Here is a 17,509-nt window from a genome sequence, read left to right on the forward strand (position 1 = left end):
AGTTTAGAAAATCTTAAACCGCCAAAATTTCTCTTGGCCTTTACTAATTCCGATTCTCGGAGTGCAAATATAACCTGGTTTGAGGTGGGATTCATAAACACAAAATTCGTGGCTTATAGTAAGGTCCTGTTTGTTATGTTCTTTTGTAATATTTAATCTTTTGCACAATATTCCTGGTCCACCTAAATTTGCTTCAAGTGGTTCAATAAGCTTTAATCCCCGTATTAACACTGCTGCTGGGAACCCTTCTGCTTCTGTTACAATGTTTAAACAGTAGTACATTCCATATATAAAATATACGTACGAAAACCCCGGCACACCAAACATTACTGAGGTTCGATTAGTATAGCCTCTTGCCGCATGACAAGCTGGGTCATTCATTCCTATATAGGCTTCAACTTCGGTTATTATTCCACTAAAGTTAGAAAATTTCAGCATCTTTCCTAGTAACTCCCCGGCTACAACCAAAGTTGGGCGTTCGTAGAAATTTCTTGGCAGTATTGTGCTACCCATTTTTTATTTTTGTTCTGAGGTTCTATATAGAATTCAGTTTAAGAATTTCTGGATCCCAGTGGGCTTTGTTGCATCGCTCTTCGGATAGTAGGTAACGTACAATAAATTCATGAAGCTATCTCAAACTTAGCCATGCCTATTTCAATAAATTTGTTAAGCAAATAACACTTGAGTAGCAGTTCCTTCTCACGATTAATTTCAGATTTGCTCCTAAAACTAAACCCAAATATTCGCTTCAACCTTGAGAAAAATCCTTCAATATACGATCTTTTTCCGTAATTTACTTCTTCTTTCCATCTTTTTATACCATTCTCACCATGTAATTTCATTAACTGAATAGCGGCATTTCTATCAAGCATATAATCCAATTTTAGATGCTCTGCTGCGTTGTTTTTCGGAGGAATTTTCGTTTTTATACCATATTGATTACACGGCTTATAGAGCTTTTCTCTGTCATATGCCCTATCTGCATATAGTACTTTTATGACATACTGAAAATCGACTTCTTTTAGCAAATCACAAGCTCCATAGTGATCAGAGTAGACACCGTTACTGTATTTTACAGCTATGGCTTTTTTGCTGTTTGTATTCAACATTACATGCAATTTTCTTGTCTGTTCATAGCTGCGATACTTTCTATCTTCGCTATTTTCTTTGCTATGACCAGGAGTGTTGTTGTATATACTAATTCCTGTACTGTCTATAGCAATTTCGATATCTTCCATATTATTTTTATCAATTCTGCAATCATTGATCTTAATATTGAGTTTCTTAAACCTTCTTGATGATTGTGAATAGCTGATAACTTGCAAATTTTTCCCAATTTGCTCAAGGTATCCTGCTATAAACCCAACTGTTTGCCTCAGGCCTATTCTAAATAAACAAGTTATTATGTGCACCAAAATTACAACTTTATCGCTATAAATATTGTTGCCACCTGGTATTTTTGGACCATTCTCGTACCACTTTTCTATGGCTTCGTTGATATAATGAAAAATATTTCCTCTTTTTTCTAGAAATTTGTTATATTCGCTATGGTTACTGACCCTCATTTTTTGTGGCATATTTTTTCTTTCAAGGTTAAATGGCTATTTTATAATGAATTTTGTCAGTAGCCACCAGATTTTTCAGTTGCTATGCAACAAAGCCATCCCAGTGTCTGGGCACTGGGATAACAAAGGAGGACGTTATTCCAGTGTCAAGCACTGACCATTTCTGGTCTCTTAAATTGCAACTAATCTAAGTATTAAAAAATTTACCAAGCGAAAAAAAAGGCAAAAAAAGCCCGATGGTTGGCTAGTTACTTACATTATACTTTCAAGTATGGCGTTTTTTTATTCTAAACGCTTAATAACCGTGACTCAGCCGCTTTTAAGCCGCAACTAATCTAAATTATAAACGTTAAGAAATTTACTAAACAGAAAAAAAGGCAAAGAAACCCTAGGGTAGCTAATTATTCACTATCCATTTTTTAAGTTGGCGTTTTTTGATGTTTTAAATAGCGTACTTCAGCTTGTGTAGCTAGAAATTTGGTAAAGACATGAGGTGCACATAGTGCAAAAAATTAAGCATGATTTACGCCAAATACATTAAGTTTTTTTGTCATTAATCCACTGCAGAGATTGCGAAGATAAATAAATAGCTTCAGTTTCATGATAAGGGGGCTGGCGAAGGGTGTCAAGTAAGTTTTTCGTTTCATCCAATGCGCTGCCAAAAGTTTGTTATGCAAGAGATCCCATAAATTGGGTGTCATAATAACTACACCCACATTAATTTTGGTGTACGTGACCTTGAAAGATCGTGATTCAATACTTAAATTATTAGGGTAGTAGGCAAATAATGGAGCTCAAAATGCATAATGTACAAGAAACTGAAAATTTAAAATTTGACGCTGAGGTAGGGAAAGTACTGAATATAGTGATTCATTCACTTTACACCAATAAAGACATTTTTCTGCGTGAATTAATATCAAATGCATCAGATGCATGTGATAAGTTGCGCTATGAATCTCAACTAAACCCTAATTTGCTAGATTTGAGTAACGAATTAAAAATCACTATCAGCTCCAATAAAGATAAGAACGAGCTATATATCACTGATAATGGCATTGGAATGAATAGACAGGATTTAATAGACAATCTTGGTACAATTGCAAGCTCTGGTACGCAAAAGTTTTTGGATGCGATTAAGAATAGCAAGGATTCAAGCCAAACTGTGGAGCTGATTGGGAAGTTTGGTGTTGGTTTTTACTCATGCTTTATGGTTGCATCAGAAGTAATAGTAGAATCAAGAAAAGCTGGAGAGGAGGATTCTTGGGTCTGGAAATCCAAGGGAGATGGAGAATATTCAATAAGTAAATCAGATAATCAAGTCCCTCGCGGAACCAAAATTACGCTCATTATGCATCCTGAAGAGAGTGAGTTTTTAGATAAATTTCGTGTTGAAAACATTGTCACTACTTACTCTGATCATATAAATTTTCCTGTTGAATTCATAGATGAAGAAGGAAAAAGTGAAAAGTTAAACAGTAAGGCTGCAATTTGGACTAAGCCAAAAAATGACGTTACTCAAGAGGAGCACAACGATTTTTTCCGCAGTGTTGCCCACGTTGGCGGGGAGCCTTGGATGATATTGCATAATAAAAATGAAGGTGCAATAGAATATACAAATTTGCTTTATGTTCCCTCTATTAAACCTTTTGATTTATTCCATCCAGATAGACGTTGCTCTGTGAAGTTATATGTAAATAAAGTATTTATCACTGAAGATAACATACAGATCATACCGCAGTATTTACGTTTCTTGAAAGGTATTGTTGATTCACCGGACTTGCCTCTTAATATCAGCAGAGAAACGTTGCAGAATAATCGTGTTGTTGAGCAGATCAGAAAATCCCTCACTAAGCGCGTGATATCAGAGCTCGGTAGAAAAGCAAAAGAGAATTTAGAGGAATATACAAAATTCTGGACCAATTTTGGTGCAGTTTTAAAGGAAGGTCTTTGTGAAGCTATGCCAACTGATGAGAGAGAAGCACTACTCTCAATTTGCAGATTTCATAGTACTGGTGATGAGAAATTAGTCAGCATTGATGACTATATAAGCAGAATGAAGCCTGAGCAGGAACATATCTATTATCTCACCGGAAATAGCCTCGATTCAGTGAAAAACAGTCCGCAACTTGAGGGGTTCGTCAGTAAAGGGCTGGAGGTTCTTCTGTTCGTTGATCCAGTGGATGATTTCTGGACTAGTGTAATTCATGAATATAAAGATCAAAAGTTTAAGTCTGTGACTCGCGCTGATGTTGATTTGGAAAAATTCTCTTCAGAAGAAGATAAGAAAAATGAAGAAAACAAATCGAATGAAGAAAAAACTGAGGAAACTATATTGCAATATTTTACCACAGTGCTTGGAGATTCAGTAAAAAGCGTAAAAATTTCCAAAAAATTGACTGATAGTCCCGTATGCCTAGCGGTTGATGAAGGTGCTATGGATCTTCGCATGGAGCGTTTTTTGCGTGAACAAAAGCAGCTAAATTACCGCACGCCAAAGGTGCTTGAAATTAACACTAAGCATCCTGTAATAAAGAGTATAATGAAATCTTATGCTGAAAGTGGTGAAAACCCAACATTGGAGGACATGGTTCACTTATTGTTTTACCAAGCTTGCATCGTGGAAGGCGAAGAGATGGATGACGCGAGCAGCTTTGCTAAGAGACTGAATAATTTGCTTGGCAAGATTTCTGTTTAATGCTATACTTAGCTTAGCTTAGCTTAGCTGCTAGTTAGGAGGTAAAACATGTTTGGTTCCAATTTTAGAGACTTTGTATCACAAGATACAACTTCACAGGGCCAATCAAATTCTGAAAGATTAATCAAAAGTTGGCATGGTTTTGAAAAACCAGATTCTGAAGATTCAGGTATTGAAGAAGAGTTTGAAGTTTTAGATAGCGAAAGTCAAGAGATACCAGCTACTCCATGTAGCACACCCCCTGAAGATCTAAGTTTAGAGAATGCAATACTTGCAAACTTTCCTGATGGTTGTGATAGGTCGTTTACTGTAGAGTTAAAAGATGAAGATTCATATGGTATCATTCCTAAAAACTTAACTTTTGCTGAGATTATAAATATCTTAAATCAAGCTATACAAGAAGATAATTGTGAAGAATTAGACAAGGTTGTACAAAATATTGAAGATTATGAAGGCAGGTCTATTACGCTGGATAATGAAAATCTCAAAGATTTCTGTTCAAATCAACTTAATTTGGAGTTACAAAACGGAAGCAACCATCAACATATATATTCAAATGTACTATCACAATATAAATTTGATCAAGAGGGTTTCAAGTATGATTATTCAGTAAAAGAATTGGTACTATTGGCAATTGCAGCTAATGACAAGCTAGTAGAGCAATATCAGGATTTTCTTTTTGCTGAAGGAAATTTAAGTCTTTTACCTGTACTTGTTGGTGGTCAAGAATACGTTAAAGCTTTTATAGGAAGATTCCATGATACTGATGGGATTTATGATAAATTAAAAGATCAATCCATACAACTTGGCCAATCCAATAAGATTGGCTTTTTCTCAGTTATAGCATTAAGAAAAGAGCAAGAATTATTAAATGCAGTTTTTGTCGAATACGTTTTAAGAGATTTTGGACAGGTGTTAAAAACAAGTAAACCTGATCCTTTGTATGGTGTGCTTGAAACAGCGTCTCTGATCAAAAATGAAGAATTCATCACGATAGTGCTAGATGCATTTGAAAGATATATTAATGAGCTAACTAAAAAAGCCTCAACAGAAGAGTTATTAAAAAAGAGCTTTGCTACCTTGTTAGAAACTGCGATAAGCCAGGAACACACATCTGTCATTGAATACCTGTGCAAACGATACACTAATAGTGCAGATCGTGCCATTTACGATGTATATGAACAAGCATTTGCAGATGATAAAGTTATTACAATACTAGGGCAACAAATCCTGAAAAACATAGGAGCTCGTGGCAGAAAAGAAATTTATGATTTAATTCTGAAAACTGCATTGGATGCTGGTAATATTGCATTTATCGAGCACTTGTGTGAAAAATGTGCTAAATGCAGCAATGATGTTATTAATTATCTTGATCATAAATCTAAAAACAACGAGTTTGATGAAATATATGAATCAATTCTGATTGCATTGTCTAATACTGAAAGTCAAGACATTATAGTCAGTGTTCTAGCTCATGTTCAAATTTATCAAAGCATACTCAATAATAAACAGCAAGTAGTCAGGCAAACCATACAAAATATACTGAGAAATGCAATAAAAGAAGCTAGTTATGGAGTTGTTGTACCCTTATGTCAGCATGTTGACCTAAAATTCGCAGCTCTTCAGGCAATATGCAAGGAAGAATTTGAGAAAGCTTTACCAGTAATTGCAGAACAGCTTGAAAAAATAAGTATGGAACTTTCTCCAAGTATGACTCGTAATGAGTATCAAAAAAATAGAGATACTTTGAGTCATCTATATCTAATTAGAAATTTGTTAGAAAGTAGTAAATTAATCAATACTTCCAGTAAAGGAAATATACAGACACAAGCGAATACACAAGTTAATAAAAGAAGCAGCAGTGATAATGCAGTATCACCTGTTATAAAAGGCGATACGGCTGTAGTAAATGAAGAGAATAACAATCAACCAAGCAGTCAAAGAAACCCAAAATCCAAAAGTGCTGGCAGTCAACAGACAGAAAAAAATGTTCTTGCAGGGGAGGAAGAAAATGCTATCTTAAATAACACAGGGGTTTCAACGCAGGAGCCTTTAATTAATAATTTTGAGGAGGGTGAAATCAAAAAAGGCAGCGGAAAAAAAGGTGTTAAGCAACTTGCCAGTCCTGTTAAGAAAAAGATTGATGGACTTATAAGCAAAACCAGTACTAACTCAAGAGAAGAACTCGAAAATATTCTAAAAAGTAACTCTCCTACTCTTGTACTACAATATGTAAAAAATAAAGAAGGTCCCTTTAAGGGTAAAGTAGAAGAAGTTAAAAAAGAAATTAAAAACCATAATACAAAACAAGGTAATGTTAATATTTCACTGAACAACGATTTGCCAAATTCAGGAGACCAATCTACAAGTTCTAATAATACCGGAAGCAATAGTACACTTACCACAACTCCAGAAATTACGGGTTGTGAAAAGAAGTTGGGGGTAAGTGAAGTTTCTTCGAATGCTGACAATGTGTCTACAATTGGAGGTGTTATTAACAGTAAGGAAAAGCCTGCAGCAGTAGAAAAAACTAGTGCTATAAACAATCAATCAACCTCTATTACTGCAACACAAAATACGCAAAAGAGTAAGTGGCCTACCATAGCTACATGGACGTTAGCAGTAGCTGGAGTTGTTTCAGGAGTAGCTATTGCAGTTTATTTGGAAATGCTAGCTGCAGGAATAGCAGTTGGAGCTTGTTGTCTGGTTGCTGCTGCAGTTATATACTGCTGTACACCTAAAAGCCAAGTTGAAAACAACGAGGTTGAAAAATCTTTCAACACGGGGAAAGTACCTACTGCCGTACATGTATAATAAATATAGTAGTTTACCATTTAATAATTTATTATAATTATGTTAATTATCGGTAAATAAGGACTTGGTAAACTACGAAGAAATATTCTTGAATAAAATAAAAGATATAAAAGATGAGGGGCGCTACCGTGAATTTACGCACTTTGCGTCATTACCAGGTAGGCTCCCCCACATTATGGACTATGAAAGAAATAGGGAAGTAATAGTCTGGTGCAGTAATAACTATTTGGGAATGTCACAAAATGAGAGTGTAATTGCCGCTATCCAAAATTCATCTGTTGGTGCTGGAGGAACAAGAAATATATCTGGTACAACAAAAGAGGTTGTTGAACTTGAAAAATCCTTAGCTTGTTTGCATAAAAAAGAGGCTGCTTTAACTTTTGCTTGTGGCTACCTCGCTAACCAGACAACACTTAGCACTTTATCATCTGTTATTTCGGGCGTAGTAATTTTTTCAGACGAGAAGAACCATTCTTCGATGATAGAAGGCATAAAATCAGGAAAAAGGCCAAAACATATATTTAAACACAATGATGTTAATCATCTAGAGCAGTTACTCAAGTCTATAGACAAAAAGACACCAAAAATAATAGCACTTGAATCCGTATATTCAATGGATGGTGATGTAGCTCCGCTTAAAGAAATATGCGACCTGGCAGATCAACATAATGCAATTACCTATTTGGATGAGGTGCACGCAGTTGGCATGTATGGTTCACATGGTGGCGGAATTGCAGAAAGAGAAGGTCTGATGGATAGAATAACCGTTATTCAAGGTACACTATCAAAGGCTTTTGGAGTGATGGGTGGGTATATAGCGTCTTCAAAGAGCTTGGTAGATGTAATAAGAAGTTCCGCTCCAGGATTTATTTTTACCACTGCTATGTCGCCTGTTTTAGCAGCGGCAGCAAAGGCAAGCGTTGAGCACCTAAAATCGAGCAACATTGAAAGGGAAAAGCAAAAGCAAGTCGTTGAAAAAGTAAAAAACTCACTGAGAAATGCAGGAATTAACTTCATTCCAACAGAAACTCATATAATTCCAATAATAATTGGCAACTCAGAGTTATCCAAAAAAGCATCAAAATTATTATTTGATGAGTATGGAATATATGTTCAACATATAAATTACCCGACAGTTCGAAGAGGAACTGAGCGTTTCCGTATTACCCCTACACCTTATCATACCGATGAAATGATAGAGCATTTAACAGAATCTCTTGTAAAAGTTTTCGAAAAGTTGTCTATCTCTGTAGCCTGCTTATGCTATAGCTAGTACAGCCCTACGTCATACCGCGATTTATTTGCGATATCTCAGCATGGATTCCGCTAACAAGTAGCGGAATGACGAGTTTTACGCTTATCAAATTGTAGGTAAACATAAATTACTTTAGCTATAGTTTTATATCTCCAGCAATGATTAGCCCGTTGTCTTCCGTTAGCCTTCCACCGCTTTCTTGCAGAAAAAGTCTACCGAGCAAGGCTTTATATTTGTTAACTCCAGAGTAAATTATTCCACTGTGCCTTCCTGCCGCAAGGTATGCAAAGCCTAAAATTGTTGAACCTATGGAGCGTACATTACTATTGCCAGGCAGCAATTTATTTAACAAATTACCACTTACATCTATTAGACCCCCTTCACGGCTTTTCACTCGCATTTTTACATGACGAGATCTAAAATCCTCAAGAAAAGCACCTTTCTTTTCTTCTGCCCAAAAAGTTTCTCTAAGAGCCGGAGCATCAATTACAGCTGCCACAACTTTATTTTTATGAATGAGACAGACTGATACTGCAAAATAAACCATGCAACTAGAAAAGTTCTCCCTGCCCTCTATAGGCATAATAAACCAGGTATAAGTGTTATCTTTTACTTCTTGATCAGTATCATCTTCAAAAATAAAACCATAGTCTCGTTTGTAGTCGTGCAAGCAATCGTATATGGTTTGCTTGGATTTTGAATAAGTTTTATTAATAAAGTCTGCTGATTTAACATTAGAAATTTGCAATTCATTAAAATCGCGCATAAGCTGCTTGGAAGCATTACGCACAGAATCAAGCATCACATTAATTCGTGGTGATGAGAGGGACATTCTTCCTTTTACTCTTTCACTCTTTCATAATAGCTGTCACCTGGAGTATATACTACAATTTTATCCTCTTCTTTTATAAATTGAGGCACGTTAACGCGCATTCCGTTTTCCAAAATTGCAGGCTTATAAGAAGCAGTAGCAGTTTGTCCTTTAATAACAGACTCTGTTTCTTTCACAGCAAGTGTAACATAATCAGGCACATGCGCAGAAATTATTTTGTCTTGATAAGCTACAACTTTAATTTTCATGTTATCCTGTAAATAAATTTTTTTTTCTCCCAATAAGTCCAAATTTATAGTGATTTGCTCGTAATTACTTGGATGCATAAGATTTACAATGTTTCCTTCAGTGAAAAGGTAAACATATTCCTCTTCATCTAAAATTGCCCTTCTGATTGTTGCATCAGAACGAAATCTTTCATAGTGTTTTGCTCCGGTTTTGATGTTTTTCATTTCGGCTTGTATGTATGCACCACCTTTACCAGGTTGAGTATGCATAATACCTACAACCAAAAATAATCCGCCGTTATGTTCCAACACCTGACCTGGTCTGATATCGTTAGCTCTTTCTGCCATAATTACATTTTCAATTTGATCTTATAATTATAAATAGCTTTATATAAATATCAAAGTCTTTATTAGTCAATAAATTCTGGTATATTTAATACTATATACCTCCCCTTTATATTTATATGTGGAAATATCTCTTTAGTGAAAGACAGCATAATACGTTTTTTTGTGCTGATAACTAAAATTTCTAATATATCCCCTGAGCCGAAATTATACACAGATTTTACATAGCCATATAATTCATTACTTTTCAGCCTTACTTCCATATCTACAAGGTCACTTTGGTAAAATTCATCCTCATCATTTAGCTCTGGTAACTTGCTTCTTTCTATATATAGCTTCTTATTCCTTAAAAGCTCTGCTTCATTACGGGAATTTACTCCGCTTATTGTAGCTATTACTAAATTATCACCTATGACGGATACTGAGTCTATTTTATAATTCTCATCACCACTTATTAGCTTACCATATAAGGAGATATTTTCAGGCTTTTCAGTAAAGGTTTTTACTTTAACAGCTCCTTTAATTCCGTGAGGAGAGGTAATAATTCCTAAGCATACCAGATTGTCGTTCATATTAATGCAAGTATCTAATCAGAAGATTTCTCAGATAAATATTGAGTCAAAATCTCGATGCCTTCATCAATCTCTTTTTCAGTGATAATGAGTGGAGGTAAAATTCTCACAACGTTGTCTGATGTTACCCCAACAGTAAGCAAGCCGCGATGACTTAACTCTTCTGCAAACTTTTGATTGTCTGCTTTCACTTTTATTCCAAGCATTAACCCTTTCCCTCTTACTTCCTCTATTATTGGAAATTTACTTGCTAAGTCTTCTAGTTTATTTTTTAAGTATTTACCTCTAATTTCAACATTTTTCAAAAAGCCGGGGCTGAGCAATTCTTCGAGCACAGCATTACCTACTGAGGTTGCAAGCGGATTGCCACCAAAAGTGGAACCGTGCATACCAACTGCCATATATTTAGCAGCCTTTTCAGTTGCAAGACAAGCCCCCAGCGGAAACCCCCCGCCTATTCCCTTTGCAAGAGCACATATATCAGGTTCCACTCCTATATGTTCGTATGCGAATAATTTTCCTGTCCTACCAGCACCGCATTGTACGCAATCAAAAAATAACAATATGTCATTTTCATCACACAGCCTTCTTAGTTCTTTCATAAAGACTTCATTCATTACTTTGATACCACCTTGCCCTTGTATTGGTTCTATTAATATAACGCCTATACCACTTGAAATTGCTTTCTTTACGCTCTCAATATTGGGCTCGATGTTATCACACCAATCAATGTAGGGATTTAGTAATTCAGAAAATTTCTGTTTATCGTTTGTAGCACAAGTTAAAAAGGTTCTTCCATGAAATGCACCATGAAATGTTAAAATTCTGTGACGATTTTTATTGCCTTTTCCATTTTGATAGATCCTAGCAATCTTAAGTCCACATTCTACTGCCTCTGATCCAGAATTTGAGAAAAATACAGTGTCAGCGAAACTATTGTTTATTAATTTTTCTGCAAAATTATTGGCAGCAGGTATATTATAGGTATTTGATATATGCCATAATTTTTCTCCTTGCAATTTAAGAGCACTAATTAATCGCGAATTAGTGTGACCTAAGCTACTAACGGCTATTCCGGAGTGAAAATCTACGTAGCGCTCACCATCAACATCATATAGGTAGATACCTTTGCCATGAGAAAAATTTATATTAACAGGAGAATAAACTGGCAAAATAGGAGAAATTGTCATAAAATATTATATGCTAAATTTTATTATTAATAACATAAAAGCCGTTGTTTCGCAATGAGTAAGGATATGTATAAGATAGGTAAATTAATGTTTTCTGCACTGGGGAAAAACAAATACACAAAAGTTATCGCATTATTCTCATCAATTTTTATGATTTTATTCAGTGTGATATATTGTAATTATTTACTAAGGAGTAATTTCCTTTCTTCTTACCGTGATTCAAGTGTAAACTTAAAAAGCGTACTGGAAAATGGCATAATAAAAAAATACCATTATTTACTAATAGAAAAGCATCACATTAAATACAAAAATTTTGACTACATAAACCAACTAGTAAAACTACGTGCTGAATTATTACAATCAGTGAGCAAAGTAAAGGATTTCAGCTTAATACTGTATGATCAAAACGGCAGAATAATATTCAGTAATTTTAACACTCAAGATTATGATTATGAACAGTTACTTACAAACGATGAAATTGATAAACTATTAAGTAACCAAGAAATATTTTATACTACAGGAAATACATTAACTTCTATTTTCCCTATATTCCATGAAAATAGCGCTAAACCGTCGTTTTTTTTGAAGATTCTTCGAAGCTACAATAATTCTTATGTTATAGCATATGGCCTATTTTTAGGCTTATTATTAATAATTTTAATATTAATAATGTTCTATTTGCACTTTTCTAATACCAAAATGCCGGCCAAGCAAGATAAAACTAACATTGAATTACAGCAGATAAAAGAGGCATTAGAGCAAGAAAATGCAAACAAGCTAAAGTTTTTTGCAAGCGTTACACATGAGTTACGCACACCTCTTAATGCTATTATTGGATTTGCAGAGTTGATCAAAAATGAAACTTTAGGTTCAATGGATAACTCTCAATACAAGGAGTATGCAGACGATATATATAATGCAGGGACGCATTTACTTGCTTTAATTAACGATGTGCTCGATTTTTCTAAAGCTGAATCAAGTAGTTTAACAGTAGAAAAAGTGAAGTTTAACCTGAACAAAATAATTGATTCATGCATAAATATGCTATTACCTAAATTAAGGGAAACTGAGATTAATTTAAAAAAAGAGATACCTAATAAGCAATTATTAGTTATTGCAGATCCTAAGAGAATGAAACAAGTTATAATAAATTTATTATCAAACTCAATCAAATTTACCCCAAAGGGTGGTTTAATAAGAATGGTGGTAAAAGAAAATATAGAAAAAAACTTATTAACTATTGAGTTTCATGACAATGGAATAGGGATAATGCAGCAGGACATATATAAAGTTATGTCTGTTTTTGGCCAAGCAGATTCGGGGTATAGAAACGAAGGTACGGGCATCGGATTGCCGCTAAGCAAGAAATTAGTAGAGTTAATGGGTGGAACTTTTGACATTAAAAGTGAAGCAAAACTTGGTACTACGATAACATTGAACTTCTTTTATGAAGAACAAACATGTGAAGATTCGATTGATTTTTAATAGGATCTATTTGATATGGCCTTACATCAGACGAAAACCACACTTTATCAAAAGAGGCAAGCCGAGAAGGTAGGCAGAAATTCATCAATAAGCCCCCATCAAGAATCTTATCTGTTAGCTATATATAAAATTTGATACTCTGACTACAATATACTACTATAGATAGAAGTGTTATTAATGGAGCAAGGTATGGAATTAGCAGTAGGAAATAATGCACCCGATTTTAGCTTACCAACAGATTCTGGTGAAAATTTATCACTGAGTGAATTTTTTGATAAAAAAAATGTAGTTCTTTATTTTTATCCTAAAGACGATACTCCGGGTTGTACAATGGAGGCAAAAGGCTTTAGAGATAAAATAGATGATTTTTCTTTCCTTGACACAGTGATAATTGGTGTATCAAAAGATAGTGTTAGATGTCACACTAACTTCAAAGCAAAATATTCTCTGCCGTTTTCTTTAGTTTCTGATGAGAATGCTGAAATGTTGGGAAAATATGGTGTTTGGGTAGAGAAAAGTATGTTTGGCAAAAAGTATATGGGAATAGAACGCACTACTTTTTTAATAGATAAAAAAGGTAAAATAGTGAAGATCTGGAAAAATGTAAAAGTTAGTGGACATGTTGATGAGGTTCTGGAAGAAGTAAAGAGAATATAAACTAAAGAATAGGTTAATGGCTACCCATTGCTACATAAAAAAGCTGAAATTACATAATTTTCGTAGCCACTCAAACTTTGAACTGGATTCAGATGGTAGCTCAGTTGTAATAACTGGCAAAAACGGTATTGGTAAAACTAATATACTTGAAGCAATCTCGTTGCTTGCTAAAAGCAATGGAATGAAAAAAGCAAAAGCCAGTGAGATACAAAATAGATTCAGTAATGAAGATTGGATAGTGCACTATGATTTTTTTAATGGAATGGATTTTAATTCAATTGGTATCGCAAAGAGTTTTGATAAGAAACTAATACAAATTGATGGAAAAACGCAATCGAGTTATTCATCTTTGTATAAGATATCCAATGTAATATGGCTGATTCCACAAATGGACTATGTTCTTCTTAATTCTCCAAGTGACAGATTAAAATTTTTAGACCGTATAGTCTCACTGTTTGAGGAAAATTACACTTGCTGCTACATGAAATATAGAAAAGCTAAACATGAGCGAAGTAAACTATTGAGGGAGAACATTTTGAACAAAAACTGGCTCTCTAGTCTTGAAAACATAATGGCCGTTAATGCAGTTAGTATTTTACGTATGCGATCGTCTGTTTTAAAGACACTACAAGACACAATTGATAACCATTCCAGTGAGCTTTTTCCGAAGGCAAGTTTGAAATTCAGCAGCCAGCTAACTTTGAACGATACTGCAGAATATTTTCAGAATCGTCTAAAGGAAAACAGAGAAAAAGACTCATTGACTGGTAGAGTAACCTTTGGTGTGCATAACGATAATTTTCGGGTTTTTTGTCAAAAAAGAAACGTACCAATAAATCTGTGCTCCACTGGAGAACAAAAGTTATTACTGCTTTCTATTATTTTATCCAGTGTAAAAGCAAGGTGTATTCATTACAATAAGGCACCACTTCTTCTACTTGATGATATAATGTCTCATCTGGATAAACATTACAGAAAGGCGTTAATGGAGGAAGTGTTAAGTATTCAATGTCAAACTTGGATAACTGATGTAAATCAAGATAATTTCAATAGCTATCTTTATTCTTTCAAGTTTTTTGAATTATCAAATGAATTAAATGCAAAACCTACTTGACAAACTCCGCCAGCCCTCTTATCATGAAACTGAAGCTATTTATTTATCTTCGCAATCTGTGCAGGTTAATGACAAAAAACTTAGGGTATTTGGCGTCTCATGTTTAATTTTTCGCACTACGTGCATCGCATGTCTTTAAAAATTTTTAGGTTTTTACCTATATAAGCCGAAACGCGCTTACAAAGCGTTTAAGACAGCAAAAAACGTCAAATTGACAAGGGAGAATTTGAATGCTAGCTACTACGGGGTTTCTTTGCCTTTTTTCCTGCTTAGTAAATTTCTTAAACACTTGCGGTGTAGGTTAGTTGCAAGTTAAAAGCAGCTAAATCGCTCTTAATCAAGCGTTTTAGAATAAAAAAACGCCGATATTTTAGTACATAGTAAATAGCCAACCACCATGGGGCTTCTTTTGCCTTTTTTTTCATTTGGTAAATTTCTTAAACATTTATAGCTAAACGACAACCGTCATCCTGCTGCTTGTTAGCTGATGAGATACCGCGAATGAATCGCGGTATGACGGTATGCGGCGGCATGACGATAAGCCTTGTCATTCTAGCGCGTGGCGCTGGAATCCAGACTTTAACTGATATGATTACAGAAAGAGAATTTATTAGGTAGTCATAGACACTGAAAGTGGTAAAACTTACCACTTTCAAGTAAAGAAAACTACGTTTGTGCCTCCAACAATTTCTATTACCTATCTACTACTGCACCGTTTTTACAAATCACACCTCCTGGTGTTATTTTTGAAACGACTACAGGAGCGCCAAAAAACACAGCAGTGAATGCACCGAGTGCAAAAAGCGCTGGCCACGGCATTCTGCCGAATATTGCAAGCAACGCTGCACCAATGATCACTATTGTGATCATTGGTCCACCTATGCCATGAGTATAGCCTATTATATTGCATATCACCAATGATGTTGTATCATCTGTATCAACAAAAGTAGTACTTGTAGGAAGAGCACCTGCATCAAACGCAAAGGAGAGAATTAAAGCTACAAGTAGAAGAAAATTTTTCATTATGCCTCCGATAATTTCTGTTTCATATTTGATTATCTATCACATTGATTAAGTTTAAGTAAATGGTGAGGATTTTTTGCTTAAAAGTATCCTTTATTTCATTTAGAATACTTTTCTTGGTTCGTTTATATTACAGTGCTACAGAAATTTTACAGCATCGTTTATTGCCTTTATCGTGCTTTGATTGACACAATTCATAATGATGGAGTGGAGCATGCAGGGTATTTATCATTTTTAATTCTGTTATCAATATTTCCTTTTCTCATCGTTTTAATGGCTGTGGCGTCAACATTCGCAAATTTTTTAGACCAGTACAACATTGGCTGGGTATTTATCATTGATAACATGCCACAGGATATTTTATCATCTTTGATGCCGCGTATTAGGGAGATAATATCAGGCCCGCCGCAAAGCTTACTAACTTTAGCAATTGTAGGTGCTGTTTGGACCGCTTCATCGACAATTGAAGGGCTTAGAACAATACTCAATAAGGCCTATAAAGTTCCGGTTTCGCCGCCTTATATATTAAGAAGAGTACTAAGTATATTACAATTTTTAGTAATCACGCTTATTATAACTCTAACTATAGTGTTTTCTACACTAGTACCAATGCTAATTGATTTTTCCTATCAGGGGCTAAGTTATACTAGGTATTTACTTATTGAATTTGTACTTTTCACAGTAGTCTCTTGGCTATATTTTATGTTACCAAACATAAAACAAAATTTATCAGACGTATTTCCTGGATCTTGTGTAGCTGTTATTCTTTGGACGATTTCTGCTTCAGCTTTTAAGCAATACTTAAAAGCTTCCTTTGACCAACTGGATTTGATATATGGAAGTTTAGGTGGTGTGGTAGTGTCATTACTATTTTTTTATATGCTAAGTTTGATTTTTATATATGGAGCAAAATTCAATTTTCAGCTAAAATATTTCAATGGATCTCGCTAAGGAGAAAGAAATGGGTAAGTTAGAAGGTAAAGTAGCTTTAATCACCGGAGCTTCAGGTGGAATAGGCTCTGCTGTTGCAAAAAGGTTTATAAGAGAAGGTGCATGTGTGATTCTGATTTCAAGATCTCTTGATAATCTCAAGCCACTATATAATGAAATTGAAGAGCTTGAAGAATTTAAAGAAGGCTCTGTGAAACTAATTCAGCTTGATCTTCTAGACTTTGAGAATGTAAAGATACTGACAAACATGATAGAAAGCCTGAAATTATCAGAATCTGGAGCACTTGATATATTAGTTGCGTGTGCTGGAATTTTAGGCAAACTGAACCCCATTCATGACTGTGAGATTGAAGAGCTACAGAACGTAATGAATACAAATTTTACTGCCAATTGGTACTTACTAAAAAACTTAGATCCAATGCTAAAAAAGTCTAATGCTGGAAGAGCGATATTCATGACCTCAGAAGTGACACTTTCTCCTTCCTCTTATCCATATTGGATGCCGTATGCTGCAAGTAAAGTTGCACTAGAAATAATGGTGCAGATATATGCATCCGAGACAAAACATACAAAATTATGTGTAAATGCTGTATACACGGAAGGACCTGTGGGTAGTGAGCAGGCATTTCCTGGATCTGAATTGGTGTCACCTGATAAACTAACAGATAAATTTGTGGAATTAGCTTCTGAAGACTGCAGCATATCAGGAAAAATCTTACCGCTCAGCAAATCTCCCGAATAAATTACCATAGTATCTGCAAAGATACCGTTAAGCCCACAACTG

The 17,509-nt window shown here is 34.9% G+C and carries 15 protein-coding genes; 8 read left to right on the forward strand and 7 right to left on the reverse strand.

Going from position 1 to position 17,509, the window contains the following annotated elements; translation table 11 throughout:
• Nucleotides 1–3: 3 nt before the first annotated feature.
• Nucleotides 4–513 carry a DNA-3-methyladenine glycosylase gene (locus AACH21_RS00715; RefSeq protein WP_236515117.1) on the reverse strand — a complete coding sequence of 170 codons (510 nt, stop codon included), beginning with the start codon at nucleotides 511–513 and terminating at the stop codon, nucleotides 4–6.
• Nucleotides 514–620: 107 nt separating this feature from the next.
• Nucleotides 621–1,577 (reverse strand): IS5 family transposase, encoded by a 957-nt coding sequence (locus AACH21_RS00720; RefSeq protein ID WP_338482570.1) that lies wholly within the window; start codon nucleotides 1,575–1,577, stop codon nucleotides 621–623.
• A gap of 787 nt (nucleotides 1,578–2,364) precedes the next feature.
• On the opposite strand from AACH21_RS00720, the gene htpG reads away from it, so the two are divergent.
• From htpG to hemA, 3 genes are all read left to right on the forward strand, one after another.
• Entirely contained in the window at nucleotides 2,365–4,260 is a 1,896-nt protein-coding gene (gene htpG, locus AACH21_RS00725; protein ID WP_338482795.1) for a molecular chaperone HtpG, read from the forward strand.
• A 48-nt stretch (nucleotides 4,261–4,308) separates the two neighbouring features.
• Entirely contained in the window at nucleotides 4,309–7,074 is a 2,766-nt protein-coding gene (locus AACH21_RS00730; protein ID WP_338482571.1) for a hypothetical protein, read from the forward strand.
• Nucleotides 7,075–7,138: 64 nt separating this feature from the next.
• Nucleotides 7,139–8,347 (forward strand): 5-aminolevulinate synthase, encoded by a 1,209-nt coding sequence (gene hemA, locus AACH21_RS00735; RefSeq protein WP_338482574.1) that lies wholly within the window; start codon nucleotides 7,139–7,141, stop codon nucleotides 8,345–8,347.
• A gap of 118 nt (nucleotides 8,348–8,465) precedes the next feature.
• Here the strand turns inward: hemA and AACH21_RS00740 are convergent, their stop codons facing one another.
• From AACH21_RS00740 to AACH21_RS00755, 4 genes are all read right to left on the reverse strand, one after another.
• The gene (locus AACH21_RS00740) at nucleotides 8,466–9,161 is read right to left on the reverse strand and encodes an inositol monophosphatase family protein (protein WP_006279720.1); all 696 of its coding nucleotides are present in this window, start codon (nucleotides 9,159–9,161) and stop codon (nucleotides 8,466–8,468) included.
• Between the two features lie 8 nt (nucleotides 9,162–9,169).
• Nucleotides 9,170–9,736 carry an elongation factor P gene (gene efp / locus AACH21_RS00745; protein ID WP_006279719.1) on the reverse strand — a complete coding sequence of 189 codons (567 nt, stop codon included), beginning with the start codon at nucleotides 9,734–9,736 and terminating at the stop codon, nucleotides 9,170–9,172.
• Between the two features lie 62 nt (nucleotides 9,737–9,798).
• Nucleotides 9,799–10,305: a ribosome maturation factor RimM gene (gene rimM, locus AACH21_RS00750; RefSeq protein WP_006279718.1), complete on the reverse strand. Its 507-nt coding sequence runs from the start codon at nucleotides 10,303–10,305 to the stop codon at nucleotides 9,799–9,801.
• 14 nt (nucleotides 10,306–10,319) lie between these two features.
• On the reverse strand, nucleotides 10,320–11,495 hold the full coding sequence (locus AACH21_RS00755) for an aspartate aminotransferase family protein (RefSeq protein ID WP_065094478.1): 1,176 nt from the start codon (nucleotides 11,493–11,495) through the stop codon (nucleotides 10,320–10,322).
• 66 nt (nucleotides 11,496–11,561) lie between these two features.
• Between AACH21_RS00755 and AACH21_RS00760 the strand changes: the two genes are divergently transcribed.
• The 3 genes from AACH21_RS00760 to recF all read left to right on the forward strand — a co-directional run bounded on the left by AACH21_RS00760 (nucleotide 11,562) and on the right by recF (nucleotide 14,751).
• On the forward strand, nucleotides 11,562–12,980 hold the full coding sequence (locus AACH21_RS00760; RefSeq protein WP_338482575.1) for a HAMP domain-containing sensor histidine kinase: 1,419 nt from the start codon (nucleotides 11,562–11,564) through the stop codon (nucleotides 12,978–12,980).
• Between the two features lie 189 nt (nucleotides 12,981–13,169).
• On the forward strand, nucleotides 13,170–13,637 hold the full coding sequence (gene bcp, locus AACH21_RS00765; protein WP_006279715.1) for a thioredoxin-dependent thiol peroxidase: 468 nt from the start codon (nucleotides 13,170–13,172) through the stop codon (nucleotides 13,635–13,637).
• Between the two features lie 16 nt (nucleotides 13,638–13,653).
• Nucleotides 13,654–14,751, forward strand: coding sequence for a DNA replication/repair protein RecF (gene recF, locus AACH21_RS00770; protein ID WP_338482577.1), 1,098 nt, complete (start codon nucleotides 13,654–13,656; stop codon nucleotides 14,749–14,751).
• A gap of 693 nt (nucleotides 14,752–15,444) precedes the next feature.
• Here recF and AACH21_RS00775 read toward each other — a convergent pair.
• Entirely contained in the window at nucleotides 15,445–15,774 is a 330-nt protein-coding gene (locus AACH21_RS00775; RefSeq protein ID WP_338482578.1) for a TrbC/VirB2 family protein, read from the reverse strand.
• A gap of 135 nt (nucleotides 15,775–15,909) precedes the next feature.
• Here AACH21_RS00775 and AACH21_RS00780 point away from each other — a divergent pair, with 135 nt between their 5' ends.
• Both AACH21_RS00780 and AACH21_RS00785 read left to right on the forward strand, forming a co-directional pair.
• On the forward strand, nucleotides 15,910–16,725 hold the full coding sequence (locus AACH21_RS00780; protein ID WP_006279712.1) for a YihY/virulence factor BrkB family protein: 816 nt from the start codon (nucleotides 15,910–15,912) through the stop codon (nucleotides 16,723–16,725).
• On the forward strand, nucleotides 16,712–17,467 hold the full coding sequence (locus tag AACH21_RS00785; protein WP_006279711.1) for an SDR family oxidoreductase: 756 nt from the start codon (nucleotides 16,712–16,714) through the stop codon (nucleotides 17,465–17,467). The genes AACH21_RS00780 and AACH21_RS00785 overlap by 14 nt, the downstream gene beginning before the upstream one ends.
• The last annotated feature ends 42 nt before the right edge of the window (nucleotides 17,468–17,509 follow it).

Origin of the sequence: Wolbachia endosymbiont (group A) of Ophion costatus (genome assembly GCF_963969245.1) — a bacterium.
GTDB classification, from domain to species: Bacteria; Pseudomonadota; Alphaproteobacteria; order Rickettsiales; family Anaplasmataceae; genus Wolbachia; species Wolbachia pipientis.